The sequence below is a fragment of the Enterobacter chengduensis genome (assembly GCF_001984825.2).
Classification (GTDB): Bacteria; Pseudomonadota; Gammaproteobacteria; order Enterobacterales; family Enterobacteriaceae; genus Enterobacter; species Enterobacter chengduensis.
Genome location: NZ_CP043318.1, coordinates 1252061 through 1278545 on the forward strand (window position 1 = coordinate 1252061; position 26485 = coordinate 1278545).

General features: G+C 54.9%; 24 protein-coding genes. 15 read left to right on the top strand and 9 right to left on the bottom strand.

All coding sequences use genetic code 11. From position 1 onward, the window contains the following. Position 1: 1 nt before the first annotated feature. From FY206_RS06230 to FY206_RS06255, 6 genes are all read right to left on the bottom strand, one after another. The gene (locus tag FY206_RS06230) at positions 2 to 328 is read right to left on the bottom strand and encodes a cytochrome o ubiquinol oxidase subunit IV (RefSeq protein ID WP_006176899.1); all 327 of its coding nucleotides are present in this window, start codon (positions 326 to 328) and stop codon (positions 2 to 4) included. Beyond that, positions 328 to 942, bottom strand: coding sequence for a cytochrome o ubiquinol oxidase subunit III (locus FY206_RS06235; protein WP_008503324.1), 615 nt, complete (start codon positions 940 to 942; stop codon positions 328 to 330). Before FY206_RS06235 ends, FY206_RS06230 begins: the two co-directional genes overlap by 1 nt. Beyond that, positions 932 to 2923: a cytochrome o ubiquinol oxidase subunit I gene (cyoB, locus tag FY206_RS06240; protein ID WP_014168864.1), complete on the bottom strand. Its 1992-nt coding sequence runs from the start codon at positions 2921 to 2923 to the stop codon at positions 932 to 934. Before cyoB ends, FY206_RS06235 begins: the two co-directional genes overlap by 11 nt. 16 nt (positions 2924 to 2939) lie before the next feature. Beyond that, positions 2940 to 3887, bottom strand: coding sequence for a cytochrome o ubiquinol oxidase subunit II (cyoA, locus tag FY206_RS06245; RefSeq protein WP_014882770.1), 948 nt, complete (start codon positions 3885 to 3887; stop codon positions 2940 to 2942). 478 nt (positions 3888 to 4365) lie between these two features. Continuing rightward, entirely contained in the window at positions 4366 to 5841 is a 1476-nt protein-coding gene (ampG, locus tag FY206_RS06250) for a muropeptide MFS transporter AmpG (RefSeq protein ID WP_045889971.1), read from the bottom strand. 45 nt (positions 5842 to 5886) lie between these two features. After that, a complete protein-coding gene (locus tag FY206_RS06255) occupies positions 5887 to 6465 on the bottom strand; it encodes a lipoprotein (RefSeq protein WP_028017643.1) in 579 nt (192 codons plus the stop codon). A 305-nt stretch (positions 6466 to 6770) separates the two neighbouring features. Between FY206_RS06255 and bolA the strand changes: the two genes are divergently transcribed. From bolA to FY206_RS06320, 11 genes are all read left to right on the top strand, one after another. Then, positions 6771 to 7088, top strand: coding sequence for a transcriptional regulator BolA (gene bolA / locus FY206_RS06260; RefSeq protein ID WP_013095855.1), 318 nt, complete (start codon positions 6771 to 6773; stop codon positions 7086 to 7088). Between the two features lie 330 nt (positions 7089 to 7418). Then, the gene (tig, locus tag FY206_RS06270; protein ID WP_032638481.1) at positions 7419 to 8717 is read left to right on the top strand and encodes a trigger factor; all 1299 of its coding nucleotides are present in this window, start codon (positions 7419 to 7421) and stop codon (positions 8715 to 8717) included. 260 nt (positions 8718 to 8977) lie between these two features. Next, on the top strand, positions 8978 to 9601 hold the full coding sequence (gene clpP, locus FY206_RS06275; RefSeq protein ID WP_008503317.1) for an ATP-dependent Clp endopeptidase proteolytic subunit ClpP: 624 nt from the start codon (positions 8978 to 8980) through the stop codon (positions 9599 to 9601). A 126-nt stretch (positions 9602 to 9727) separates the two neighbouring features. After that, a complete protein-coding gene (gene clpX / locus FY206_RS06280; RefSeq protein ID WP_032638483.1) occupies positions 9728 to 11002 on the top strand; it encodes an ATP-dependent protease ATP-binding subunit ClpX in 1275 nt (424 codons plus the stop codon). 182 nt (positions 11003 to 11184) lie between these two features. Then, on the top strand, positions 11185 to 13539 hold the full coding sequence (lon, locus tag FY206_RS06285; RefSeq protein ID WP_023334706.1) for an endopeptidase La: 2355 nt from the start codon (positions 11185 to 11187) through the stop codon (positions 13537 to 13539). A 210-nt stretch (positions 13540 to 13749) separates the two neighbouring features. Next, positions 13750 to 14022, top strand: a complete 273-nt coding sequence (gene hupB, locus FY206_RS06290; protein WP_002444653.1) for a nucleoid-associated protein HU-beta — start codon at positions 13750 to 13752, stop codon at positions 14020 to 14022. A 212-nt stretch (positions 14023 to 14234) separates the two neighbouring features. Next, on the top strand, positions 14235 to 16106 hold the full coding sequence (gene ppiD, locus FY206_RS06295) for a peptidylprolyl isomerase (protein ID WP_032638484.1): 1872 nt from the start codon (positions 14235 to 14237) through the stop codon (positions 16104 to 16106). Positions 16107 to 16254: 148 nt separating this feature from the next. Continuing rightward, a complete protein-coding gene (locus FY206_RS06305; protein ID WP_032638486.1) occupies positions 16255 to 16635 on the top strand; it encodes a helix-hairpin-helix domain-containing protein in 381 nt (126 codons plus the stop codon). A gap of 99 nt (positions 16636 to 16734) precedes the next feature. Beyond that, on the top strand, positions 16735 to 17133 hold the full coding sequence (locus FY206_RS06310) for a YbgC/FadM family acyl-CoA thioesterase (RefSeq protein WP_024906822.1): 399 nt from the start codon (positions 16735 to 16737) through the stop codon (positions 17131 to 17133). A gap of 47 nt (positions 17134 to 17180) precedes the next feature. Then, the gene (locus tag FY206_RS06315) at positions 17181 to 17546 is read left to right on the top strand and encodes a type II toxin-antitoxin system RelE/ParE family toxin (RefSeq protein WP_077064111.1); all 366 of its coding nucleotides are present in this window, start codon (positions 17181 to 17183) and stop codon (positions 17544 to 17546) included. Continuing rightward, on the top strand, positions 17518 to 17847 hold the full coding sequence (locus FY206_RS06320) for an addiction module antidote protein (protein ID WP_032638493.1): 330 nt from the start codon (positions 17518 to 17520) through the stop codon (positions 17845 to 17847). Before FY206_RS06315 ends, FY206_RS06320 begins: the two co-directional genes overlap by 29 nt. Positions 17848 to 17849: 2 nt before the next feature. Here the strand turns inward: FY206_RS06320 and queC are convergent, their stop codons facing one another. Both queC and FY206_RS06330 read right to left on the bottom strand, forming a co-directional pair. Then, positions 17850 to 18545, bottom strand: a complete 696-nt coding sequence (queC, locus tag FY206_RS06325) for a 7-cyano-7-deazaguanine synthase QueC (protein ID WP_032638496.1) — start codon at positions 18543 to 18545, stop codon at positions 17850 to 17852. Positions 18546 to 18611: 66 nt separating this feature from the next. Then, positions 18612 to 20312: an SgrR family transcriptional regulator gene (locus tag FY206_RS06330; RefSeq protein ID WP_032638498.1), complete on the bottom strand. Its 1701-nt coding sequence runs from the start codon at positions 20310 to 20312 to the stop codon at positions 18612 to 18614. Between the two features lie 101 nt (positions 20313 to 20413). Between FY206_RS06330 and cof the strand changes: the two genes are divergently transcribed. Further along, the gene (gene cof / locus FY206_RS06335) at positions 20414 to 21232 is read left to right on the top strand and encodes an HMP-PP phosphatase (RefSeq protein WP_032638500.1); all 819 of its coding nucleotides are present in this window, start codon (positions 20414 to 20416) and stop codon (positions 21230 to 21232) included. A 41-nt stretch (positions 21233 to 21273) separates the two neighbouring features. Here cof and FY206_RS06340 read toward each other — a convergent pair whose 3' ends face one another. Further along, complete coding sequence (locus FY206_RS06340; protein WP_032638502.1) at positions 21274 to 22320, bottom strand: PLP-dependent cysteine synthase family protein; 1047 nt, start codon at positions 22318 to 22320, stop codon at positions 21274 to 21276. Positions 22321 to 22435: 115 nt separating this feature from the next. Between FY206_RS06340 and FY206_RS06345 the strand changes: the two genes are divergently transcribed. Genes FY206_RS06345 through FY206_RS06355 form a run of 3 tightly spaced genes read left to right on the top strand, consistent with a single transcriptional unit; the run spans position 22436 to position 26471 of the window. Beyond that, positions 22436 to 22894, top strand: a complete 459-nt coding sequence (locus FY206_RS06345) for an Lrp/AsnC family transcriptional regulator (RefSeq protein WP_032638504.1) — start codon at positions 22436 to 22438, stop codon at positions 22892 to 22894. A 30-nt stretch (positions 22895 to 22924) separates the two neighbouring features. Further along, a complete protein-coding gene (locus tag FY206_RS06350) occupies positions 22925 to 24697 on the top strand; it encodes a SmdA family multidrug ABC transporter permease/ATP-binding protein (protein WP_032638506.1) in 1773 nt (590 codons plus the stop codon). Continuing rightward, on the top strand, positions 24690 to 26471 hold the full coding sequence (locus FY206_RS06355) for a SmdB family multidrug efflux ABC transporter permease/ATP-binding protein (protein WP_032638508.1): 1782 nt from the start codon (positions 24690 to 24692) through the stop codon (positions 26469 to 26471). The genes FY206_RS06350 and FY206_RS06355 overlap by 8 nt, the downstream gene beginning before the upstream one ends. The last annotated feature ends 14 nt before the right edge of the window (positions 26472 to 26485 follow it).

Genomic DNA, 26485 nt, shown 5'->3' on the forward strand with positions numbered 1-26485 from the left:
CTTAGTGAACCATCATGTTGTAGTTGAGGTTCCACATAATCCAGATGGAACCGACTACCAGGATAGCGATGATAATCACGGTAAAGATAAAGGCGGTCATATTCCAGCCTTCATCGGACTTGGTGTTCATGTGCAGGAAGCAAACCAGATGCACCAGAATCTGAATCACCGCGGTCACCAGGATTGCACCCAGGATAACCGGCTTAGACGCAGAACCGCTCATCACCATCCAGAACGGGATCACCGTCAGGATGATCGACAGGATGAAGCCTGTCATGTAGGTTTTTACGCTGCCGTGGGAAGCGCCATGATCGTTAGAATGACTCATTACATCGCCCCCATCAGATAGACAACAGAGAACACGCAGATCCATACCACGTCCAGGAAGTGCCAGAACAGGCTCAGGCACAGGATACGGGTACGGTTAGTGCTGGTCAGGCCGCGGCGGGAGATCTGGAACATCAGTACCGCCATCCAGATCAGACCCGAGGTCACGTGCAGACCGTGGGTACCGACCAGCGCGAAGAACGCGGACAGGAAGCCACTGCGATCCGGACCAAAGCCTTCCATAATCAGGTGATGGAATTCATAGATTTCCATCCCGATAAATCCAGCACCAAACAGCCAGGTCAACGCCAGCCAGGAGACAACCTGGCTCTTGTTGTTTTTGTACATGGCGATAGCCGCCATGCCGTAGGTGATGGAGCTGAATAACAGCAGTGCGGTTTCAACCAGAACGAACGGCAGTTCAAAGATGTCCTTGCCGGTCGGGCCGCCCGCCGTGCCGTTCACCAGAACGGCATAGGTCGCGAACAGACAGCAGAACAGAATGCAGTCGCTCATCAGGTAGATCCAGAAACCGAAGACTTTGGTCGGTCCTGTATCGTGGTGCGCATGCTCATGCGCGTGGGCAGTTGAGTGCGCCAGAGTATCAGTTGCCATTTTTCAGCCCCGCTTTAGAAATCTCGTCGAAATGCTGATTTTCCAGCTTCTCAACTTCACGGACTGGTACGTAGTAGTCCACGTCCTCGTCAAAGCTCTTCACAATCCAGCTGATTACGATGCCGGCGAAGCCAACAATCGCCATCCACCAGATGTGCCAGATCATTGCGAAACCAAATACCGTTGCGAAGGCGGCAATGACGATGCCCGCACCGCTGTTTTTCGGCATGTGGATCTCTTCGTAATGAGCAGGTTGCTTGTACGCTTCACCTTTTTCTTTCATTTCCCAGAATGCGTCGCGTTCATGAACCTGCGGCACGATGGCAAAGTTATAGAAAGGCGGTGGAGAAGAGGTTGCCCACTCCAGCGTACGGCCACCCCATGGGTCACCGGTCAGGTCACGGTTCTGGTCGCGGTCGCGAATAGACACGTAGAACTGAATCAGCTGAGACGCGATACCGCAGGCAATCAGCACGGCGCCGCCCGCTGCAACCATCAGCATTGGGTGGAACTGCGGATCGATCTGCTGGCTCAGACGACGGGTCATACCCATGAAGCCCAGCACGTACAGCGGCATAAATGCCACGAAGAAGCCGATGATCCAGAACCAGAACGCGCGTTTACCCCATTTCTCGTTCAGCGTGAAGCCGAACGCTTTTGGCCACCAGTAGGTTACGCCAGCGAAGCAGCCGAAGACCACGCCACCGATGATAACGTTATGGAAGTGCGCAATCAGGAACAGACTGTTGTGCAGAACGAAGTCAGCACCTGGTACCGCCAGCAGTACGCCGGTCATCCCACCTACGGAGAAGGTCACGATGAAGCCGATGGTCCACAGCATCGCTGAGTGGAACACGATACGGCCCTGGTACATGGTGAACAGCCAGTTGAAGATCTTCACCCCGGTCGGGATGGCGATAATCATGGTGGTGATACCGAAGAAGGCGTTTACGTTCGCGCCCGCACCCATGGTGAAGAAGTGGTGCAGCCAAACGATGAACGACAGAACGGTAATACACACGGTTGCCCACACCAGAGAGGTGTAACCAAACAGACGTTTACGCGAGAAGGTTGCCGCGATTTCGGAGAACACACCGAACACAGGCAGAACCAGGATGTACACTTCCGGGTGACCCCAGGCCCAAATCAGGTTGATGTACATCATCATGTTGCCACCCATATCGTTCGTGAAGAAATGGGTGCCCAGGTAGCGGTCCAGGGTCAGCAGCGCGATGGTGACGGTCAGAATTGGGAAAGAGGCAATAATCAGGATGTTGGCGCACAGAGATGCCCAGGTAAATACCGGCATCTTGAACATGGTCATGCCAGGGGCACGCATCTTGATAATGGTCACGAAGAAGTTGATACCGGTCAGGGTAGTACCGACACCGGAGAGCTGAAGCGCCCAAATCCAGTAGTCGACGCCAACGCCCGGACTGTACTCAATTCCTGACAGCGGCGGATAAGCCAGCCAGCCGGTCTGCGCGAATTCGCCCACGCCCAGTGACAGGTTAACCAGGATAACGCCGACAACCGTGAACCAGAAGCTCAGGTTGTTCAGGAACGGGAACGCCACGTCGCGCGCGCCAATTTGCAGCGGAACGACTACGTTCATCAGACCGATAACCAGCGGCATCGCCACGAAGAAGATCATGATAACGCCGTGGGCGGTAAAGATCTGATCGTAGTGGTGCGGCGGCAGGAAGCCGGCTTCACCCGCAGAAGCGAGTGCCTGCTGGCTACGCATCATGATCGCATCCGCAAAGCCACGAATTAACATGACGATACCGACGATGCAGTACATGATACCGAGTTTTTTGTGGTCAACCGAAGTCAGCCACTCGTTCCACAGGTAGCTCCACTTACCGAAGTAAGTGATCAGGGCCAGTAAGGCCGCGCCACCAATGATAATTGCAGCCACCGTAACCACGATAATCGGTTCATGGTAGGGCACTGCATCCAGTGTCAATTTTCCGAACATTTTCTTCCTCGGCCCCTTAGTGAGCGGTTTCCGCGTGGCTCATGTCCATGCCTTCCATACCTTCGTGCGCGCTGTGCTCGCCTTCAGGCTGGGTCATGTCCATGCTCTTGCCGTGATCCATAAATTTGCCAATAACGTCTTTGAACAAATCAGGTTTCACATTAGAGAAGTACTCCACCTTGTTGTATTCGCTAGGTGCAGCCACTTTTTCGAACGCCGCCATGTCAGACATGGTGTTTGGAGACTGCTTCGCTTTTTCAACCCACTGGTCGAAAGCGGCACGGTCTGGCGTTGCAATAGCTTTGAACTTCATACCTGAGAAGCCCGGGCCGCTATAGCTGGCGGAGATACCATCATAGGTGCCTGCTTCATTCGCGATCAGGTGCAGGTTGGTCTGCATACCGGCCATCGCGTAAATCTGGCTACCCAGACGTGGGATGAAGAAGGAGTTCATTACGGAGTTGGAGGTCACTTTGAACTGAACCGGAGTGTTCGCCGGGAAGGCGATTTCATTCACGGTAGCAATACCCTGCTCTGGATAGATGAAGAACCATTTCCAGTCCATGGAGACCACTTCAATGGTAATAGGTTTCTCATCGTGAACCAGCGGTTTGCTTGGCTCAAGTGCGTGAGTGGTTTTCCAGGTCAGCACGGCAAGGAACAGGATGATCAGGATAGGTACCGTCCAGACCACAGCTTCCACTTTATTGGAGTGTGACCAGTTAGGGCTATACTTCGCATCTTTATTGCTCGCACGATACTTCCAGGCGAAACCAACAGCCATCAAAATGGCAGGAATAACCACAATCAACATCAGGCCAAAAGCCGTCAGTATCAGTGAACGTTGTTCCAGTCCAATCTGTCCTTTGGGGTCTAGTAGTGCAGAATCGCAGCCACTGAGTAATACAGTGCCCGCGAATAATGACAACCATCCCAAACTTTTATTGTATTTCCCGAGTCTCATTTAACGACCTCAATTCCACGGAGTCTGGTGGCGTTTAAAGTGTGCGGGCATTTTACGGGAAGGTTACATTACTGTAAACATCATTAGGCCTGTGTCAGGAAGGTGTTACCGGGTTCTGCCGCACATGTCACAAGTGTTGCAAATTATGTCGGTTTTTATGACTGAAGCCGCATGGCGTGGGCTTTATAACGAAAGGACCCCTAAGCATACCCTAAAAGGGGCAATTGGTATAACCATTGTTAAAAATAAACAAAAAATTAACAATTAATTATCAATAAAAAGACATCTAAAAAACGAAAAATCAAACTATCGAATGCTGAATCGTTTAATGAAAAATAGCGTTTTGGAACTGGAGCCAATAATTTCCAAATCCTATCCCGCACAAAACAACAAATATTTTTTTTAGCGGTTGTTGGCTATTTCGCCGTTATAATTTCGGTTAGTGATTACAACGGGAAATAACCTTTCGCCTTTTTCTTCAGGTCATCTGCGTTTTACGCAACGCCATGAAATCGAGCAGTCCCCCGGTCAGGATCCCGGCAATAGCCAGCAGGGCGCCTGCATCCAGCAGCAGGGCTTCAAACGGGAGTGCCAGTGACGTGCTGGCGTTAATAATCAGCACCACAAGCCAGAGTGCCAGCGCTACGCAGCCCGCCATTAACAGACGTAACGCAAAACGGTAGGCGCGGTGATATTCGGTACGCGGCATAAAGTGTTCTGTCCGCTGGGTATATTCCAGCGTCCGGCGGCAGACCAGCAGCAATAAAATTCCCGGCACGGCAGCCACGACCGAGAAGAGGTAAAAGGTTGGCCAACCGTGGGCTTCCACGAACCAGCCGGCAATCGGGCCAACGTACACGCGGCCAACGGCGGAGAGCGCCGAGAGCAGCGCGAACTGGGTGGCGGAAAACGACTTGTTGCACAGGGTCATCAGCAGGGCGACAAACGCCGCAGTGCCCATGCCGCCGCAGAGGTTTTCGAAGAACACCGCCGCGGCCATGCTGACCGTATGTTTGTCGGTAATCGACAGCAGCCAGTAGCCCGCGTTAGAGGCGCCCTGAAGGATGCCGAAAATCAGCAGCGCGCGAAACAGCGTCAGGCGCTGCATCAGCACCCCGCCATACAGTGCCCCAACGATGGTTGCAAACAGCCCCAGCGTTTTGTTCACCACGCCCACTTCTCCGGCGTCAAAACCGACACCCCGGATCAGGAAGGTGGTGGTCAGGCTCATGGCAAAGGCATCGCCCAGCTTATAAAGGACAATGAGCAACAGGATAAGCCAGGCGTTGTTGCGGCCAAAGAAGTCGCGCAGCGGTTCGGCAACGGCCTGCTCCAGCGAGCGGGGTACCGGGATAACGTCGCTCGGCTCGGGCGCGAAGAGCGTTGCGATAATGCAGGGGATCAGCAGGGCGGCCATCAGCCAGTACATGCCCTGCCAGCCTAAGTAACGGTCTGCCAGCCACAGCGCCAGCCCGCCGGAAACCAGCATCCCAAGGCGATAGCCCAGCACGCTAATGGCGGCACCGGCACCGCGCTCTTCCGCAGGTAATACGTCCGTCTTCCAGGCGTCGAACACGATATCCTGAGAGGCGGAACAGAAGGCAATGACTACCGCAAGCGCGGCCATCCAGCGAAGCTGCGTGCTGGGTTCAAGAAAACCCATTCCCGCAATGGCCAGCAGCAGCAGGATCTGCGTCATCACCAGCCAGCCGCGTCGACGCCCGAGGAAAGGCGGCGTGTAGCGATCCATCACCGGAGACCACAGGAACTTAAAGACATAGGCCTGGCCCACAAGCGAGAAGAAGCCGATGGTTTTAAGATCGATATTCTCAACCGTCATCCACGCCTGAAGCGTACCGGAGGTGAGCGCGAGGGGTAAACCCGAGGCAAAGCCGAGGATCAGCAGAATCGCTGATTTCGGTTGCTGGAAAATGCGTAAGTAATGGCTGGACATGTTTTATAAAACTGACCCGGCGATGTACCGGGTCAGCTGGCAGGATTAGCGCGCGTTCTGCTTGATGAAGTCGTGAATGCTGGTGTCCTGCGCCATATCGGAAATGGTATCCGTCAGCACGCTGTTAACCGCATCAGCAATATTTTTATTCGAGGCCTGGAACGCGCCTTCGACAGAGTAGCTCGCACGATAGTTCTTGGTCATCTTGTTGCCGTTCTTCGCGGTGGCGATGATGGCGATATCCGCTTTAGTGGCGATGTTGTAGCGCACGTTACCCTGAGACACGTCAGCGTACAGGTTGTTCACGATGATCTGCAGATCCACCGCGCCGCTTGGGCCAACCATATAGCCACGGGAGGTCATCTGTTTCTCCAGCACTTCCTGCAGCAGGAAGCGCAGGTCGCGGGAAGCGGTCAGGGTCACCTGCTGGTTATCGCGGGTCACTTTTGCCAGGGCCTGATCCTGACGCTGATCGGCACCGTTAATGCTCACGGTAACGCCCATCAGGCTTGGATCCTGCTGAGGCAACGTGATTTTTGGTGAGACATCAATGGTGGTCGGCGGGGTAGCGCAGCCTGCCAGCATAAAAAGGGCTACCAACGGAAAGAAGAGTTTTTTTAACATTTTCGGGTTCTCAACGAATCGTAAGCATATAAAGAGAAAAATTGTCGCCATCATAACATCGCCAACGGCGAGGGGAAGTGGTCAACGCATGTAAATTCATCGCCTTGTCCGAAAACTGACCAGTTCCCCGTTTTTCCCAATCCGTGTGTGACAAAACGTATGAGTCACAGAGTGAACTTCATTCGTTTGAATGAGAAAATCAGACGAAAGCTAAATATTTGTTGTCAAGATGTAATGGAAACGGTAAAAGCGGCTAATATTTAAAGGGATGGGTGACATCCTGGCGTTGTCGGAGGAGTAATTTCATGATGATACGTGAGCAGATAGAAGATAAATTAAGGGCAGCGTTCAACCCTGTGTTCCTCGAAGTCGTCGACGAAAGCTATCGTCATAACGTGCCGGCAGGTTCTGAAAGCCACTTTAAAGTGGTTCTGGTTAGCGATCGCTTCACGGGAGAACGTTTCCTGAATCGACATCGCTTGATCTACAGCACCTTGACGGAAGAACTCTCCACGACCGTGCATGCGCTGGCACTGCATACCTACACCATTAAGGAATGGGAAGGTTTGCAGGATACGGTTTTCGCATCCCCGCCCTGTCGCGGTGCAGGCACTATCGCCTGATAAATCGGATTTGCAACGGCTGGAGCTTTTCCAGTATGTTGCTTACAGATTTCCTCAAAACGGCCTCCGGGCCGTTTTGTTTTGTCTGAGTTTTGAGCGGATGGTGCGATTTTAAGGCTAAAAATAGCCTTAAAGTGTGAAAAAAGCCGCAGCAACATGCCCCAACCGTTCTCGACTCACCTAAGTGATGCCGCTATAATGCCGCGTCTTATTGAATGTCTTCGGGATGATTCTGGCGACAGGGAATGTGAATCTGCACTAAGAGAGCATCCCGGTATAACAGACAGATTCAGAGTTGACCGAGCACTGTGATTTTTTTGAGGTAACAAGATGCAAGTTTCAGTTGAAACCACTCAAGGCCTTGGCCGCCGTGTAACGATTACTATCGCTGCTGACAGCATCGAAACTGCTGTGAAAAGCGAGCTGGTCAACGTAGCAAAAAAAGTACGTATTGACGGCTTCCGTAAGGGCAAAGTACCAATGAATGTTGTTGCTCAGCGTTATGGCGCTTCCGTGCGTCAGGATGTGCTGGGTGAACTGATGAGCCGTAACTTTATTGATGCGATCATCAAAGAAAAAATCAATCCGGCCGGTGCGCCAAACTACGTTCCAGGCGAATACAAACTGGGCGAAGACTTCACCTACTCCGTAGAGTTCGAAGTGTACCCGGAAGTTGAGCTGAAAGGTCTGGAATCTATCGAAGTTGAAAAGCCGATTGTCTCCGTGACTGACGAAGACGTTGACGGCATGCTGGATACCCTGCGCAAGCAGCAGGCGAACTGGAAAGAGAAAGAAGGCGCTGTTGACGCTGAAGACCGTGTCACCATCGACTTCACCGGTTCTGTAGACGGCGAAGAGTTCGAAGGCGGCAAAGCGTCTGACTTCGTACTGGCAATGGGCCAGGGTCGTATGATCCCAGGCTTTGAAGACGGTATCAAAGGCCACAAGGCTGGCGAAGAGTTCACTATCGACGTGACCTTCCCGGAAGAATACCACGCTGAAAACCTGAAAGGTAAAGCAGCGAAGTTCGTTATCAACCTGAAGAAAGTGGAAGAGCGCGAACTGCCAGAACTGACTGAAGAATTCATCAAGCGTTTCGGCGTGGAAGATGGTTCCGTAGCGGGTCTGCGTACCGAAGTGCGTAAGAACATGGAACGCGAGCTGAACGGTGCTGTGCGTAACCGTGTGAAATCTCAGGCGATCGAAGGTCTGGTGAAAGCCAACGACATCGACGTTCCAGCTGCCCTGATCGACAGCGAAATCGACGTTCTGCGCCGTCAGGCTGCACAGCGTTTCGGTGGCAACCAGCAGCAAGCGATGGAACTGCCTCGCGAACTGTTTGAAGAGCAAGCGAAACGCCGCGTTGTGGTTGGCCTGCTGCTGGGCGAAGTGATTCGTACCCACGAGCTGAAAGCTGACGAAGAGCGTGTGAAAGGCCTGATCGAAGAGATGGCCTCTGCATACGAAGATCCATCAGAAGTGATCGAGTTCTACAGTAAGAACAAAGAGCTGATGGACAACATGCGCAACGTTGCCCTGGAAGAGCAGGCTGTTGAAGCGGTACTGGCGAAAGCGAAAGTGACCGAAAAAGCGACCTCTTTCAACGAACTGATGAACCAGCAGGCGTAATTTCGCCCCAACGGTTTAAAGTTTGAACAGAAAACCCGTTGCCTTGCGGCAGCGGGTTTTTTTTATCGCAGCTTGAGCCCAGGAAGAGTGCTAAAACGCCCTTTCGGTGTTAGCGTAACAACAAAAGGTTGTTATGCTTGAAATAGGGCACTGCGAACCCCATAAGTACGTAATCATGATGAATGAGACTGGCTGATAATTCGTCCGTAAGGTTACAATCAGTACAGCAGGTGTTTTCAATTTTGATCCAGGAGACGGAAATGTCATACAGTGGCGAACGAGATAACTTTGCACCCCATATGGCTCTGGTGCCAATGGTTATTGAACAGACCTCACGTGGTGAGCGTTCTTTTGATATCTATTCCCGTCTGCTCAAGGAACGCGTTATCTTTCTGACCGGCCAGGTAGAAGACCACATGGCTAACCTGATCGTGGCGCAGATGCTGTTTCTGGAAGCGGAAAACCCGGAAAAAGACATTTACCTGTACATTAACTCCCCGGGTGGCGTGATTACAGCAGGGATGTCCATTTATGACACCATGCAATTCATCAAACCGGATGTCAGCACGATCTGTATGGGTCAGGCCGCATCTATGGGTGCCTTCCTGTTAACCGCAGGGGCGAAGGGCAAGCGTTTCTGCTTGCCAAATTCCCGCGTGATGATTCACCAGCCGCTGGGCGGTTACCAGGGGCAGGCGACGGATATTGAAATCCACGCCCGCGAAATTCTGAAAGTAAAAGCGCGCATGAATGAACTTATGGCGCAGCATACGGGTCAACCCCTCGAGCAGATCGAGCGCGATACCGAGCGCGATCGCTTCCTCTCTGCTTCAGAGGCAGTTGAGTACGGCTTAGTCGACTCCGTGTTGACCCATCGTAATTGATGCCCGCGACGCGAGTGTGCCGCTATACTAAGGTAGGGCGGCACGTTGCTGAATGCAGCTTGCGTCTTAGAATGGCATTTGCGTCGTCATGTGCGGCACAAAGAACTTAAAAAGAGGTTTGGACTCATGACAGATAAACGCAAAGATGGTTCGGGCAAACTGCTGTACTGCTCTTTTTGCGGCAAAAGCCAGCATGAAGTGCGTAAACTGATTGCCGGGCCGTCCGTGTATATCTGCGACGAATGCGTCGATTTATGTAACGACATCATTCGCGAAGAGATTAAAGAAGTCGCACCGCACCGTGAGCGCAGCGCGCTGCCAACGCCGCATGAAATTCGTCATCACCTTGACGACTACGTCATCGGTCAGGAGCAGGCCAAGAAAGTGCTGGCGGTAGCGGTCTATAACCACTACAAACGCCTGCGCAATGGCGATACCAGCAACGGCGTAGAACTGGGTAAAAGTAACATTCTGCTGATCGGCCCAACCGGTTCCGGTAAAACGCTGCTGGCTGAGACCCTGGCGCGTCTGCTTGATGTTCCGTTCACCATGGCAGATGCCACCACCCTGACCGAGGCCGGTTATGTGGGTGAGGACGTCGAAAACATCATCCAGAAACTGCTGCAGAAGTGCGATTACGACGTACAAAAAGCCCAGCGCGGGATTGTATATATCGATGAGATCGACAAGATCTCCCGTAAATCCGACAACCCGTCCATCACCCGTGACGTGTCCGGTGAAGGCGTGCAGCAGGCGCTGCTGAAGCTGATCGAGGGTACGGTTGCTGCCGTTCCGCCGCAGGGTGGTCGTAAACATCCGCAGCAGGAGTTCCTGCAGGTTGATACCTCCAAAATCCTGTTTATCTGTGGCGGCGCGTTTGCCGGTCTGGATAAAGTCATCTCCCACCGTGTTGAAACCGGCTCCGGCATTGGTTTTGGCGCAACGGTGAAATCGACGGCCGAAAAACCGAACGAAGGCGAGCTGCTGTCTCAGGTTGAACCGGAAGATCTGATCAAATTCGGTCTGATCCCTGAGTTCATCGGTCGTCTGCCGGTTGTGGCAACGCTGAACGAGCTGAGCGAAGACGCGCTGATCCAGATCCTGAAAGAGCCAAAAAATGCGCTGACCAAGCAGTATCAGGCGCTGTTCAATCTGGAAGGCGTTGACCTGGAATTCCGCGACGAAGCGCTGGATGCGATTGCCAAGAAAGCGATGGTCCGTAAAACCGGTGCCCGTGGTCTGCGTTCTATCGTTGAAGCGGCGCTGCTCGACACCATGTACGACCTGCCGTCTATGGAAGACGTGGATAAAGTGGTGATTGACGAGTCGGTCATCAGCGGTCAAACCAAGCCGCTGCTGATTTACGGCAAGCCGGAAGCACAGCAGGCATCTGGCGAATAATTCACCAAATCATACAAGCAGTTAATCAAAAAGGGGGGATTTTATCTCCCCTTTACTTTTTCCGTATTCATAGCGTTGAATGTGTGGGAAACATCCCCATATACTGGATACATGTTAATGGTTATGTGAAGCACAGTGACATGACCAGCTTACCTGGCGGACACTAACTAAGAGAGAGCTCTATGAATCCTGAGCGTTCTGAACGCATTGAAATCCCCGTATTGCCGTTGCGCGATGTGGTGGTTTATCCGCACATGGTCATACCCTTATTTGTAGGGCGGGAAAAATCTATCCGTTGCCTCGAAGCCGCTATGGATCATGATAAAAAAATCATGCTGGTGGCGCAGAAAGAAGCATCAACGGATGAGCCGGGTGTAAACGATCTTTTCACCGTCGGGACCGTGGCCTCTATTTTGCAGATGCTGAAGCTGCCTGACGGCACCGTGAAGGTGCTGGTAGAAGGGCTGCAGCGTGCGCGTATTACCACTCTGTCAGACGACGGTGAACATTTCTCTGCCAAGGCAGAGTACCTTGATTCGCCCGAGCTTGATGAGCGCGAGCAGGAAGTGCTGGTGCGCACCGCGATTAGCCAGTTTGAAGGCTATATCAAGCTGAACAAGAAAATCCCACCAGAAGTGCTGACGTCGCTGAACAGCATCGACGATCCTGCACGTCTGGCGGACACCATCGCTGCACACATGCCGCTGAAGCTGGCTGACAAACAGTCCGTGCTGGAAATGTCCGACGTTAACGAACGTCTGGAATACCTGATGGCGATGATGGAGTCCGAAATCGATCTGCTGCAGGTTGAGAAGCGTATTCGCAACCGCGTGAAAAAGCAGATGGAGAAGTCCCAGCGTGAGTACTATCTGAATGAGCAAATGAAGGCCATTCAGAAAGAACTGGGCGAGATGGACGACGCGCCGGACGAAAACGAAGCGCTGAAGCGTAAGATCGACGCGGCGAAAATGCCGAAAGAGGCGAAAGAGAAGGCCGAAGCGGAACTGCAGAAGCTGAAAATGATGTCTCCAATGTCGGCTGAAGCGACCGTCGTTCGCGGCTACATTGAATGGATGGTACAGGTTCCGTGGAACGCCCGCAGCAAGGTCAAAAAAGACCTGCGTCAGGCGCAGGAGATCCTGGACACCGACCACTACGGCCTGGAACGCGTCAAAGACCGCATTCTTGAGTACCTCGCGGTACAAAGCCGTGTGAACAAAATTAAAGGCCCGATTCTGTGCCTGGTCGGACCGCCGGGGGTGGGTAAAACCTCTCTGGGTCAGTCCATCGCCAAAGCGACCGGACGTAAGTATATCCGTATGGCGCTGGGTGGCGTACGCGATGAAGCGGAAATCCGCGGTCACCGCCGTACTTACATCGGCTCTATGCCGGGTAAACTGATCCAGAAGATGGCGAAAGTGGGCGTTAAAAACCCGCTGTTCCTGCTCGATGAGATCGACAAAATGTCGTCGGACATGCGCGGCGATCCGGCGTCTGCCCTGCTGGAAGTGCTTGATCCAGAACAGAACGTGGCGTTCAGCGATCACTACCTGGAAGTGGACTACGACCTGAGCGACGTGATGTTCGTGGCAACCTCCAACTCCATGAACATTCCGGCCCCGCTGCTGGACCGTATGGAAGTGATCCGTCTCTCCGGCTATACCGAAGACGAGAAGCTGAACATCGCCAAGCAGCACCTGCTGCCGAAGCAGATTGAGCGTAACGCGCTGAAAGCCAACGAGCTGACCGTCGAGGACAGCGCGATTATTGGCATCATTCGCTACTACACCCGTGAAGCGGGCGTGCGTAGCCTTGAGCGTGAAATCTCTAAGCTGTGCCGTAAGGCGGTGAAACAGCTGCTGCTGGATAAGAGCCTGAAACACATTGTGATTAACGGCGACAATCTGCATGCGTACCTGGGCGTTCAGCGCTTCGACTACGGTCGCGCGGACAACGAAAACCGCGTTGGCCAGGTGACCGGTCTGGCATGGACGGAAGTGGGCGGCGATCTGCTGACCATCGAAACCGCCTGTGTGCCGGGCAAAGGCAAACTGACCTACACCGGCTCGCTGGGTGAAGTGATGCAGGAGTCCATTCAGGCGGCGCTGACCGTGGTGCGCGCGCGCGCGGAGAAACTGGGTATCAACCCTGATTTCTACGAAAAACGCGACATCCACGTCCACGTGCCTGAAGGGGCGACGCCGAAAGATGGCCCAAGCGCGGGTATTGCCATGTGTACCGCTCTGGTTTCCTGTCTGACAGGTAACCCGGTGCGTGCCGATGTCGCAATGACCGGTGAAATTACGCTGCGCGGTCAGGTTCTGCCGATTGGTGGATTAAAAGAAAAACTGCTGGCGGCACACCGCGGTGGGATCAAAACCGTATTGATCCCTTATGAAAATAAACGCGATCTGGAAGAGATTCCGGACAACGTGATTGCTGACCTGCAGATCCATCCTGTTAAGCGCATTGAGGAAGTTCTTAGCCTCGCATTGCAAAATGAACCTTCAGGAATGCAGGTTGTAACCGCAAAATAGTGACCTCGCGCAAAGAGCGTCAATAAAAACAAGGCTGGTAAGTCATTTCGCACTTGCCAGCCTTTTTTTGTATAGCTAATTTAGATTGCTGATTAGGTCAGCCATCAACAACGGGTGTTGTAAGGTCATGGCAGGCCTGATATAACTGCTGCGCGGTCGCGTTGTGAAGGATTCAGGCGCGATATAAATTATAAAGAGAGGAAGAGAACAGTGAATAAATCTCAACTGATTGACAAAATTGCTGCTGGTGCTGATATTTCTAAAGCTGCAGCTGGACGTGCGTTAGATGCATTAATTGCTTCTGTTACTGAATCTCTGCAGGCTGGAGACGACGTTGCACTGGTAGGCTTCGGTACTTTTGCTGTTAAAGAGCGTGCTGCCCGTACTGGCCGCAACCCTCAGACCGGTAAAGAGATCACCATTGCTGCTGCTAAAGTGCCGGGTTTCCGTGCAGGTAAAGCGCTGAAAGACGCAGTAAACTGATTGCTTTCCCGTTTCAGGGAAGCCGGAAAGTACAAGGGCGCATCATTTGATGTGCCTTTTTTGTTTGTCCAGACCTGATTTGTGCGAGTTTATGCGAGTTGTGGGCTGACAATCGCCCCGTTTTCTTGTCACAATACGCCTTCACGCGCGACGGGCAGGATTTTCCGTCAGCGTCAGGTAACCAGTCACCTACAGCGGAGTGTTGTTACACCATGATGGACAGCTTACGCACGGCTGCTAACAGTCTCGTGCTCAAGATTATTTTCGGTATCATTATCGTGTCGTTCATATTGACCGGCGTGAGCAGTTACCTTATTGGCGGTGGCGCAAACTACGCCGCAAAAGTGAATGGCCAGGAGATCAGCCGTGGTCAGTTCGAGAATGCTTTTGCCGGTGAACGTAACCGTATGCAGCAACAGCTGGGCGACCAATTCTCTGAACTGGCGGCGAACGAAGGGTATATGAAGACCCTGCGCCAACAGACGCTGAATCGTCTTATCGACGAAGCGCTGCTGGATCAGTATGCCAAAAAACTGGGCCTTGGCATCAGCGACGAGCAGGTGAAAAAAGCGATCTTCGCCACTCAGGCCTTCCAGTCTAACGGGAAGTTCGACAACGCGCGTTACAACAGTATCGTCAACCAGATGGGGATGACGGCCGATCAGTACGCTCAGGCGCTGCGTAACCAGCTGACCACCCAGCAGCTCATCAATGCCGTTGTGGGCACCGATTTCATGCTCAAAGGTGAAACGGACGAACTGGCGGCGCTGGTGGCGCAACAGCGCGTTGTACGCGAAGCGACAATTGATGTGAACGCCCTGGCGGCGAAACAGCAGGTAAGCGACGCTGAACTGAACGCTTACTACGAGCAAAACAAGAATTCCTTTGTTTCCCCAGAGCAGTTCCGCGTGAGCTACATCAAGCTGGATGCGGCCGCGCTGCAGGAAAGCGCGTCTGACGCGGAAATTCAGTCTTACTACGACCAGCATCAGGATCAGTTCACACAGCCGCAGCGTAACCGCTACAGCGTGATCCAGACCAAAACCGAGGCTGAGGCCAAAGCGGTACTGGACGAGCTGAGCAAAGGCGCTGATTTCGCCACCGTTGCGAAAGCGAAATCCACCGACATTATCTCTGCGAAAAACGGCGGCGATATGGGCTGGCTGGAAGACGCCACCACGCCGGACGAGCTGAAAAATGCCGGTCTGAAAGAGAAAGGCCAGCTTTCAGGCGTGATTAAGTCTTCAGTTGGTTTCCTGGTCGTGCGTCTGGACGACATCACCGCGGCAAAAACCAAGCCGCTGGCTGACGTTCGCGACGATATCGCGGCGAAAGTGAAGCAGGAAAAAGCGCTGGATGCCTACTACGCGCTGCAGCAGAAGGTAAGCGATGCGGCCAGCAACGACAACGAATCGCTGGCAGGCGCAGAGCAGGCGGCGGGCGTGAAGGCGGTTGAGACCGGCTGGTTTGGCCGTGACAACCTGCCGGAAGAGCTGAACTTCAAACCGGTTTCTGATGCCATCTTCAACGGTGGTCTGGTGGGTGAGAACGGCACGCCGGGCAGTAACTCTGACATCATTACCGTCGACGGCGATCGCGCGTTTGTGCTGCGCGTCAGCGAGCACAAGCCAGAAGCGGTTAAACCGCTGGTGGACGTGAAGGATCGGGTTGTCGCTCAGGTTAAGCACAACAAGGCGGAACAGCAGGCGAAACTGGATGCTGAGAAGATTCTGTCCGATCTGAAAGCGGGTAAAGAAGACGCGCTGAAAGCGGCTGGCCTGAGCTTCGGTGAAGCGAAAACGCTGGGCCGTACCGGTCAGGACTCAATCAGCCAGGCCGCGTTTGCTCTGACTCTGCCTGCGAAGGACAAGCCAAGCTTCGGTACCACTACCGATGCGCAGGGTAACGTCGTCCTGCTGGCGCTGGATGAAGTGAAAGCCGGCACCCTGCCGGACGCGCAGAAGAAGGCGATGGTTCAGGGCATTACCCAGAACAATGCCCAGATTGCCTTCGAAGCCATGATGAGCAACCTGCGTAAAGAAGCCAAAATCAAGCTGGGCGATGTCATGACTCAGCAGCAGTAATTACGCGTCTGCTCGCAGATTTTCGTAACGCTCTGCAATAACTAAAGGCCGCCTTCGCGGCCTTTTCCATTTCTGCAATCTGCTGTTTGTGCCGGTTTTCGCGGGCGGCTATCGTGACGTGGCTGTCAACAAACAAGGAGAAAACAGCATGAAACGTGGAATCAAAGCACTGTTAATTACGCTGGCTATCGCCACCACCGGAATGAGCGCTGGCGCGCTGGCGGCGACGCCCGCCGCAAAGCCACAGGCTACGCAGAGCAGGTCCGACGCGGCAGCGCAGGTGCAGGGGCAAACCAAAGCGGCTGACGTCGGTAAAAATGCGGATGATGACGGTACGCGGGTCAGCATCAATTCGGCCTCTGCGGAAGATCTGGCCCGCGCGATGAACGGTGTCGGCCTGAAAAAAGCGCAGGCTATCGTCAGCTACCGTGAAGAGTATGGTCCTTTCAAAACGGTCGACGATCTCAAACAGGTGCCGGGCATGGGCAGCGCGCTGGTTGAGCGCAACCTCTCACACCTGACGTTGTAATTACGCAATTTCTTGCACTGCGGCAAAATTTTGCCAGGATAAAGAGGTCATACCAGTTATGACCTCTCATCCTACAATAACAGTAAAGGCTATTGCGCTATGCAGACAAAAATCAAAGTACGCGGTTTCCATCTCGACGTTTACCAGCATGTGAACAACGCTCGCTATCTTGAGTTTCTTGAAGAAGCGCGCTGGGACGGGCTGGAAAACAGCGAAAGCTTTCAGTGGCTGACCGCGCACAACATCGCGTTCGTGGTCGTCAATATCAACATCAACTACCGGCGCCCGGCCGTGCTGGGCGATGTGCTCACGGTAACCAGCCAGGTGCAGCAGATCAATGGCAAAAGCGGGGTGTTAAGCCAGGTAGTGACGCTCGATCCGGAAGGGCAGGTGGTCGCTGATGCGCTGATCACCTTTGTCTGTATCGATCTGAAAACGCAGAAAGCGCTGCCGCTGGAAGGGGAGTTGCGGGAAAAGCTGGAATTGATGATCGCTTAAAATTTTGTCTTTTATAAAAGACAGAAGGATTTTTCAGGGATAGAATAATGGACAGGGACTACGTTGTTGAACGTTACCGTACCCATGACGGAAAAGTGCCGTTTGAGGAGTGGGTGGCCAGAATGAAGCGAAAGGATCCGGAGTTAGTGTTTCGGATCCTTCTGCGAATTGACCGTGCTGAGAAAGGGAATTTCGGCGATTACCGATATCTCAGAGACGGGATCTGGGAATTGAAAATTGATTGTGGTCCCGGTTATCGAATCTATTTTGCGGTACAACATTGGAAGATCTTGTTGTTGCTGATTGGCGGTGACAAAAAGAGTCAAAAGACGGATGTGAAACTGGCAATAGATTACTGGAAAGAACATCAAAAGGATAAACCGGATGAGCAAGAGCCAACGAAAATTTTCTAGTTCCGTCAGCCATGATGAAGCCGTCGTAAAAATGCTTCGTGAAAACCCTTCATACGCTCAGCTATATCTGCAGGTTGCGTTGGATGAGATTTATGAAGAGCAGGGGATCCCTGCATACTTAATCGCGTTAAGACGTGTTGTCGAATCCCGAGGTGGCATAGGTGAAATCGCTGCTAAAGCAGGTCTATCTCGTCAGCAGCTATACAGAACCCTATCAGACAACGGCAACCCAACGCTGACGACGCTAATGAAAGTGACGCGTGCTGCCGGCGTAAAACTATTCGACAGCACGGTTAAGTAGCGTTATTTAAGCCCGGTCTTTTTCTTCATCGCGGCCATCACGCCGACCTTATCGGCAAAATAGTGATTCAGCCCGTTAGCGCGAAGATTACAGGCCGCGCACTGGCCGCAACCGTCGCCTTTGATGCCGTTATAGCAGGTGAGGGTTTCACTGCGAACCAGATCCAGCTTGCCCCAGTAGTCCGCCAGCGCCCAGGTTTCGGCTTTATCCAGCCACATGAGCGGGGTTTCAAAGCGCGTCTCTTTCGCCATGCCCAGATTGACGGCGTGGTTTAACGCTTTCACGAACTCATCACGGCAGTCCGGGTAGCCGGAGAAGTCGGTCTCGCATACGCCGGTGATCACCGCTTCGGCTTTTACCTGGTAGGCATAGATCGCCGTCAGGGTCAGGAAAAGAATATTACGGCCCGGTACGAAGGTATTTGGAATACCGCTGGCATCGGGTTCGTAGTCCGGAACGGGAATACTGTCCCGGGTGAGGCTGCTCACGGCCAGTTCATTTAGCAGCGTAACGTCCAGCACCTTGTGCGCGCGTGCGCCAAGTTTCAGGGCAAGTTCACGCGCAACGTCGATTTCAGCGCGATGACGCTGACCATAATCGAAAGTGACGCAGTGAACTTCATCGTATTGATGGAGAGCCTGAACCAGGCAGGTAGTAGAGTCTTGTCCTCCGCTGAACACGACGACGGCACGTTTCATAAATCATCTCGACTGTTACGGTAAAAACGTTATGTTACCGTCAGACCACGACGGCGACCAGCTTCTTCACGATTTGGGCGCGGGCAGCCAGGCCTCGGTGAAGTCAAACCAGCCGCGGGTGTTGAGGCGAATGCCGTTGACGCCCGGCGGGGCGCTGATTTGATACTGATAATTGAACAGGGGAGTGATCGCCGCCTTTTCCATGAGCCGGGAGAAGATGGCCCTAAGCCCGGCATCTCTGGCCCGTTCGTCGGCCTGAGTCTGTACCGCATCAAGGGTAGCCTGAAGATGAGCATATTGCGGAGCGCTAAGAACGTGGGGCCAGAGGGCATCACAGCGCAGCCACTGCTCAAGCGTATATTCCGGCGCTTCGCCAATCAGCCTGTCGCCCATCATGATGTCGGCGTCCGCCAGTTGCTGGCACCCGTCCCAGGTTTTTGCATCGTGAAAGATAACCGTAAGTTCGCAGCCCTGCTGTGCAAGGTACTGTTTTAGCTGGCGCGCCATCGTGTGTAACTCAACCGGTAAATGGTAAATCAGGGTTAGTTTCTTCGGCAGAGGGACATGAGCTAAATCTGGCCACTGAGGGATCGCCCAGCCGGGGAGCAACTCCTCTGTTGGGGTAATCAGCCCTTCATTAAGCGGAAGCGTATGCAGAAGCGTCGAGAGATGAATGATGTTGATGAGTCGACGAGCCTGCATGTCGCTCAGGCGCGGGCTTTGCTTCAGAGTGAGGTAGCAAAAGCCCAGACTGGTGCTGTTCGTCACCAGGCGCAGGCTCTTCAGTTCATCCGGCTCGCCAATGGCGATCTGCACCGGATGGCGACAGCTGGTCCCTAACCCTTGGTCAAACAGCGACGGCGTGATCCAGTACTCGATAGCCTTAAGCAGGGGATGGCTGAGGTGGTACTGTTCGTGGCTTTCCAGGCGAACCAGATCCGGCTCATACACGCTGAGTCTGAAAGGGCCGCTGCCCGTCATGGGCAGTTCGGGATGTGCAAGCCGGCTACAGTAGGTGGCCAGGCGGTGTGCCAGCCAGTAATCCGGCTGGTGCAGCGTAAAGGTCAGACACTGGGGGTGGGTAACGTCAACGCGTAACACGCTCTGGAACAGTTTGCGCAGGGCAGGCAAGGCAAAAAGCGCATTAAGGCTTTGCTGAAGCTGCCCGGTTTCGATTTTATCGCCGTTATGCCAGTGCAGCGTGGAACGAATGTAGAAATGCCAGCGCAGCCCGTCAGCGGAGACCTCCCAGTGATGCGCCAGGTCGCCGGTGGGTTCGCTGCTGTTACCGTTAAATCGCGTCAGTCCGGAGAAGACCTGTCCTGCCAGATGCTGCTCCGCCCGGCCGGGTAAAAACCCCGGCTGAAGCGGATCCAGCGAGCGGTAATAGGGAATGCGCAGCGTCGGCGTGTCGTTTTGCCACTGCCCGCCTAAAAACGGATGCAGCAACGACCGTAATTCAGCGGGGGCAAGCTGGGCAAGCTCAAGCGCGTTGTGCTGCTCGCCCCGCTTCAGCGCCTCCTCCATCATCGTATTGCGCAGAGACTCAGGCGCGACGTGGAACGTCAGCTCACCCCGCTTGCCGCGGCCAGACTGCGCTCGCCAGCTCAGCCAGCCCGCCTCCTGGGCCTGGCGCAGCAGCGTTCGGACATGACGCTCGCTGCAAAAACAGCGGGCGGCAAGTTCGCTGATGGTGACCTGTTGCGTTGCTCCCAGGGAAGGCTGCCACAGGCGGTGATACTGGTTGAGTCGATTGAGCTGGCGCATAAAAAACCCGGAACAATAATTATCATCTATTCACTATTACTTCCGTATATCTCACACGATACTGATGCACAAGTTAACCGCATCACATTTCGGGAGTAATCATGGCTCGGCTCGCTGCATTTGATATGGACGGTACGCTGTTAATGCCGGATCACCGTTTAGGGGAGAAGACCCTGAACACGCTGAAGCGCCTGCACGAGCGTAATGTCACCCTGACGTTTGCCACCGGGCGTCACGTGCTGGAAATGCGCCATTTGCTGGGCGCGTTTTCCCTCGACGCTTTTCTGATTACCGGCAACGGGACGCGAATTCACTCCGTAGAAGGCGATGTGCTGTACCGACAGGATCTCAACCCGGAGGTGGCGGACATCGTGCTGCACAGCACCTGGGACACGCAGGCCAGCATCCACGTCTTTAACGATCGGGGCTGGTTTACCGGTCATGAAATCCCGGATTTGCTGCACGCGCATGTTTACAGCGGCTTTAAATACCAGATTGTCGATCTGCGTCGGATCCCCGCCCATGCGGTAACCAAGATCTGCTTCTGCGGCGATCACGACGATCTCCGTCGCTTACGGATCCAACTGAATGAGGCGCTGAGCGACCGGGCACATTTAACCTTCTCGGCGGTGGATTGTCTGGAAGTGCTGCCGGTGGGCTGTAACAAAGGCTCCGCGCTGGCGGTGTTGAGCGACCATCTGGGCTTAACGATGCAGGAATGCATGGCGTTTGGCGACGCCATGAACGACCGCGAAATGCTGGGCAGCGTGGGCCGCGGTCTGATTATGGGGAATGCAATGGCGCAGCTGAAAGCAGAGCTTCCCCATCTGCCGGTTATAGGGCACTGTCGCAACGAAGCCGTGTCCCATTTTTTGACGCATTGGCTGGACAACAACAACCTCCCTTATTCCCCCGAATAGCGAGATCCTTCCAGCAAGCCAGGCTTCGGTCTGGCTTTTTTTTATTTCAGCAGCTGCGCAATCTGCGCTTTCCACGGTGAGATGTCGCCTATATTGGCCTGCACCCACTCCGCATTGTAGTAGGTCTCAAGATAACGCTCGCCGCTGTCGCACAGCAGCGTGACGATGGAGCCGGTGCGACCCGTTTCGCGCATACGTGCGGCAAGCTGCAGCGCGCCCCACATATTTGTGCCCGTCGATGCGCCCACCTTGCGCCCCAGCTGCGTTTCCAGCCAGTGCGCGGTTGCCACGCTGGCGGCATCCGGCACGCGCAGCATCTCATCCACAACGTCAGGGATGAAAGAGGGCTCCACGCGCGGGCGGCCAATCCCTTCAATTTTGCTGCCCACCGGGCTGCGCAGCCCGGCGTCGCGGTTTTGCCAGTAGTCGAGGAACACGGAGTTCTGCGGGTCAACCACCATCAGCTGAGTATCGTAGCCCTGACAGCGGATGTAGCGTCCAATGGTTGCTGACGTGCCGCCGGTACCGGCGCTCATGACAATGTACGACGGAACCGGGTGCGGCTCGTGGGTCATCTGGCGGAAAATACTGTCGGCAATGTTGTTATTGCCGCGCCAGTCCGTCGCCCGCTCGGCGAAGGTGAACTGGTCCATATAGTGGCCGTTGAGTTCACGGGCCAGCATTTCAGAGGCCGCGTAGATTTCGCAGGCGCTTTCCACGAAGTGGCAGCGGCCGCCGTAAAATTCGATCTGTTCGATTTTGCGTTTTGCGGTGCAGGACGGCATCACCGCGATAAACGGCAGGCCCAGCAGGCGGGCGAAATAGGCTTCGGACACCGCCGTAGAACCGGATGAGGATTCAATGATGGTGGTGCCTTCTTTGATCCAGCCGTTACATAAGCCGTATAAAAACAGCGAGCGCGCCAGGCGATGCTTCAGGCTACCGGTCGGATGGGTGCTTTCGTCTTTCAGATAGAGCTGAATGCCGTCAAATCCCGGCAGGGAAAGGCGAATCAGGTGCGTATCCGCCGAGCGCTGATAGTCGGCATTGATTTCGCTGATCGCATGTTTAACCCAAGTGCTATTCATCGTCGTTATCCGTTTGTCATTTTGTGCCCAGCATAGCGAAAAGCACAGAAAAAATTGTTGCTATCTGGCCTTTAAAATAGAATAGAGAGAGAAAAATTTTCTCTTTGAGGTGGCTATGCTAGATAAAATTGACCGCAAGCTCCTTTCACTGCTGCAAAGTGACTGTACCCTCTCTTTGCAGGTGCTGGCAGATGCCGTTAATCTGACCACCACCCCGTGCTGGAAGCGCCTTAAGAAGCTGGAAGATGACGGCATTCTTCTGGGGCGCGTCGCGTTACTCGATCCCGAAAAGCTGGGGCTTGGGCTGACGGCATTTGTGCTGATAAAAACGCAGCATCACAGCAGCGAGTGGTATTGCCGCTTCGTGACTCAGGTGTCTGAGATGCCCGAAGTGCTCGGTTTCTGGCGTATGGCCGGCGAGTACGATTACCTGATGCGCGTCCAGGTGGCCGACATGAAGCGCTATGATGATTTCTACAAGCGGCTGGTGAACAGCGTCCCGGGCTTATCGGACGTCACCTCAAGCTTCGCCATGGAACAGATTAAGTACACCACAGCCTTACCCATTGAATAACTACGTAAAATACCTTCAGGAACAAACCGCGTGCGATTATTTGCCCAATTAAGCTGGTACTTTCGTCGGGAGTGGCAACGCTACCTCGGCGCAGTCGCCCTGCTTATCATTATTGCCATTCTGCAGCTGATCCCGCCGAAAGTGGTGGGCTACGTCGTGGATGGCGTCACCGAACAGCATTACACCACCGCACGGGTGTTGATGTGGGTCGGCACGCTGGTGCTGACGGCGGTGATTGTCTATCTCCTGCGCTACGTCTGGCGCGTGCTGCTGTTTGGTGCGTCCTATCAGCTGGCCGTTGAGCTGCGTGAAGATTTTTACCGCCAGCTGAGCCGACAGCATCCCGAATTTTATCTGCGCCACCGCACCGGGGATCTTATCGCCCGCGCCACTAACGATGTCGACAGGGTAGTCTTTGCCGCCGGGGAAGGGGTGCTGACGCTGGTGGACTCGCTGGTGATGGGCTGTGCGGTGCTGATCGTGATGTCCACGCAGATCAGCTGGCAGCTGACCCTGCTCGCCCTGCTGCCGATGCCGATCATGGCGCTGGCGATCAATCGCTATGGCGAACAGCTGCACGAGCGCTTCAAGCTGGCGCAGGCGGCGTTTTCGTCTCTGAACGATCGCACCCAGGAGAGCATGACCAGCATCCGCATGATCAAAGCGTTTGGCCTGGAAGACCGGCAGTCTGCGCTGTTTGCGGCCGATGCCGCAGACACCGGTGCGAAGAACATGCGCGTCGCGCGTATCGACGCCTGCTTTGACCCGACGATCTATATCGCGATTGGCATGGCAAACCTGCTGGCGATTGGCGGCGGCAGCTGGATGGTGGTGCAGGGCACGCTGACCTTGGGGCAATTGACCAGCTTTGCGATGTATCTGGGGCTGATGATCTGGCCGATGCTGGCGTTGGCCTGGATGTTTAACATCGTGGAGCGCGGCAGCGCCGCCTATAGCCGCATCCGCGCCATGCTGGCCGAAGCGCCGGTAGTCATTGACGGTAGCGAGGCGTTACCGGAAGGACGCGGCGTCATGACTGTCGACGTCCGTCAGTTTAGCTATCCGCATACGGCGCATCCGGTACTGGAAAACGTGAGTTTTACCCTTCAGCCAGGGCAGATGCTGGGCATCTGCGGCCCGACGGGTTCCGGCAAAAGTACCGTGCTCTCTCTGCTTCAGCGCCACTTTGACGTCATCGAGGGCGATATCCACTTCCATGATATTCCCCTGACCAGGCTGCTGCTTGACGAGTGGCGTGGCCGCCTGGCGGTGGTCAGCCAGACGCCGTTCCTGTTTTCGGACACCGTGGCGAACAACATTGCCCTTGGACGCCCCGGGGCGACGCAGGAAGAGATTGAACACGTGGCGCGTTTAGCCAGCGTACATGATGATATTTTGCGTCTGCCGCAGGGCTACGAAACGGAAGTTGGGGAACGCGGCGTCATGCTGTCCGGCGGGCAAAAACAGCGTATCTCCATTGCCCGCGCGCTGCTGCTGAATGCCGAAATCCTTATCCTGGACGACGCGCTGTCCGCCGTGGACGGCCGTACCGAGCATCAAATTCTGCATAACCTGCGCCAGTGGGGCGACGGACGGACAATTATTATCAGCGCCCACCGCCTGTCCGCGCTCACCGAAGCCAGCGAAATTCTGGTTTTACAGCACGGCCATATTGCCCAGCGAGGGCAGCATGACGCGCTGGCCGAGCAGCCGGGCTGGTATCGCGATATGTACCGCTATCAGCAGCTTGAAGCGGCATTGGACGATGCGCCGGAGCAGGATGAGGAGGCCGCCAATGCGTAAGCTCGGAACGATGTGGCCGACGCTCAAACGTCTGCTGGCCTACGGCTCGCCGTGGCGTAAACCGCTCTCGGTTGCCGTGCTTTTACTCTGGATTGCGGCGATTGCAGAGGTGAGCGGTCCGCTGCTCATCAGCTATTTCATCGACAATATGGTCGCCAAAAGCTACCTGCCGCTCGGGCTGGTGGCGGGCTTAGGCGTGGCCTACGTGGGCTTACAGCTGACAGCAGCCGGGCTGCACTATGCCCAGTCGCTGCTGTTTAACCGGGCCGCCGTGGGCGTCGTTCAGCAGCTGCGTACGGATGTGATGGACGCGGCGCTGCGCCAGCCGCTCAGCGAGTTTGATATCCAGCCGGTCGGGCAGGTGATCTCGCGCGTCACCAACGATACCGAGGTGATCCGCGATCTGTACGTCACCGTGGTGGCGACCGTATTGCGCAGCGCGGCGCTGATTGGCGCGATGCTTGTCGCGATGTTCAGCCTCGACTGGCGCATGGCGCTGGTGGCAATCACTATCTTCCCGGCGGTGCTGATCGTCATGGTGATTTACCAGCGCTACAGCACGCCAATCGTGCGTCGGGTGCGCGCCTACCTGGCCGACATCAACGACGGCTTCAATGAAGTGATCAACGGCATGAGCGTCATCCAGCAGTTCCGCCAGCAGGCGCGCTTTGGCGAGCGGATGGGCGAAGCCAGCCGTTCGCACTATATGGCGCGGATGCAGACGCTTCGCCTGGACGGATTCCTGCTGCGACCGCTGCTGAGCCTTTTCTCTGCGCTGGTGCTGTGCGGGCTGCTGATGCTCTTTGGCCTGAGCTCAAACGGTACGATTGAAGTGGGCGTGTTGTACGCCTTTATTAGCTATCTGGGGCGCCTCAACGAGCCGCTGATCGAGCTCACCACCCAGCAATCGATGCTGCAGCAGGCGGTCGTCGCCGGTGAGCGCGTGTTTGAGCTAATGGACAGGCCGCGGCAGGCCTACGGCGATGACGAGCGTCCTCTGAAAAGCGGGGCTATCGCCTTTGATAACGTCTCGTTTGCCTATCGCGAAGACCGCCTGGTACTACAGGACATCACGCTTGACGTTCCGTCGCGCGGTTTCGTCGCGCTGGTGGGGCATACCGGCAGCGGCAAGAGCACGCTGGCCAGCCTGTTAATGGGCTACTACCCGGTTACGCACGGCGAAATCCGCCTCGACGGACGCCCGCTCGCGTCGCTTAGCCACACGGTGTTGCGCAAAGGCGTTGCGATGGTGCAGCAGGATCCGGTCGTGCTGGCCGATACTTTCTACGCCAACGTCACCCTGGGGCGGGACTATTCAGAGGCGCAGGTTTGGGCGGTGCTGGAAACGGTGCAGCTGGCGGAGCTGGCGCGCGGGTTCAGCGAGGGGATCAATACCAAGCTGGGCGAGCAGGGCAACAATCTCTCCGTGGGGCAAAAGCAGCTCCTGGCGCTGGCGCGCGTCCTGATTGAAACGCCGCAGGTGCTGATTCTTGACGAAGCCACGGCCAGCATTGACTCCGGCACCGAGCAGGCCATCCAGCAGGCGCTGGCTGCCGTGCGCGACCATACGACGCTGGTGGTGATTGCCCACCGCCTCTCCACGATCGTCGACGCGGATACCATTCTGGTGCTGCATCGCGGACAGGCCGTGGAGCGCGGCACGCACCGTGAGCTGCTGGAAGCAAAAGGGCGCTACTGGCAGATGTACCAGCTGCAGCTGGCGGGCGAAGAGCTGGCCGCCAGCGTGCGCGATGAAGAGTCGCTTAGCGCCTGATGCACTAAAATGAG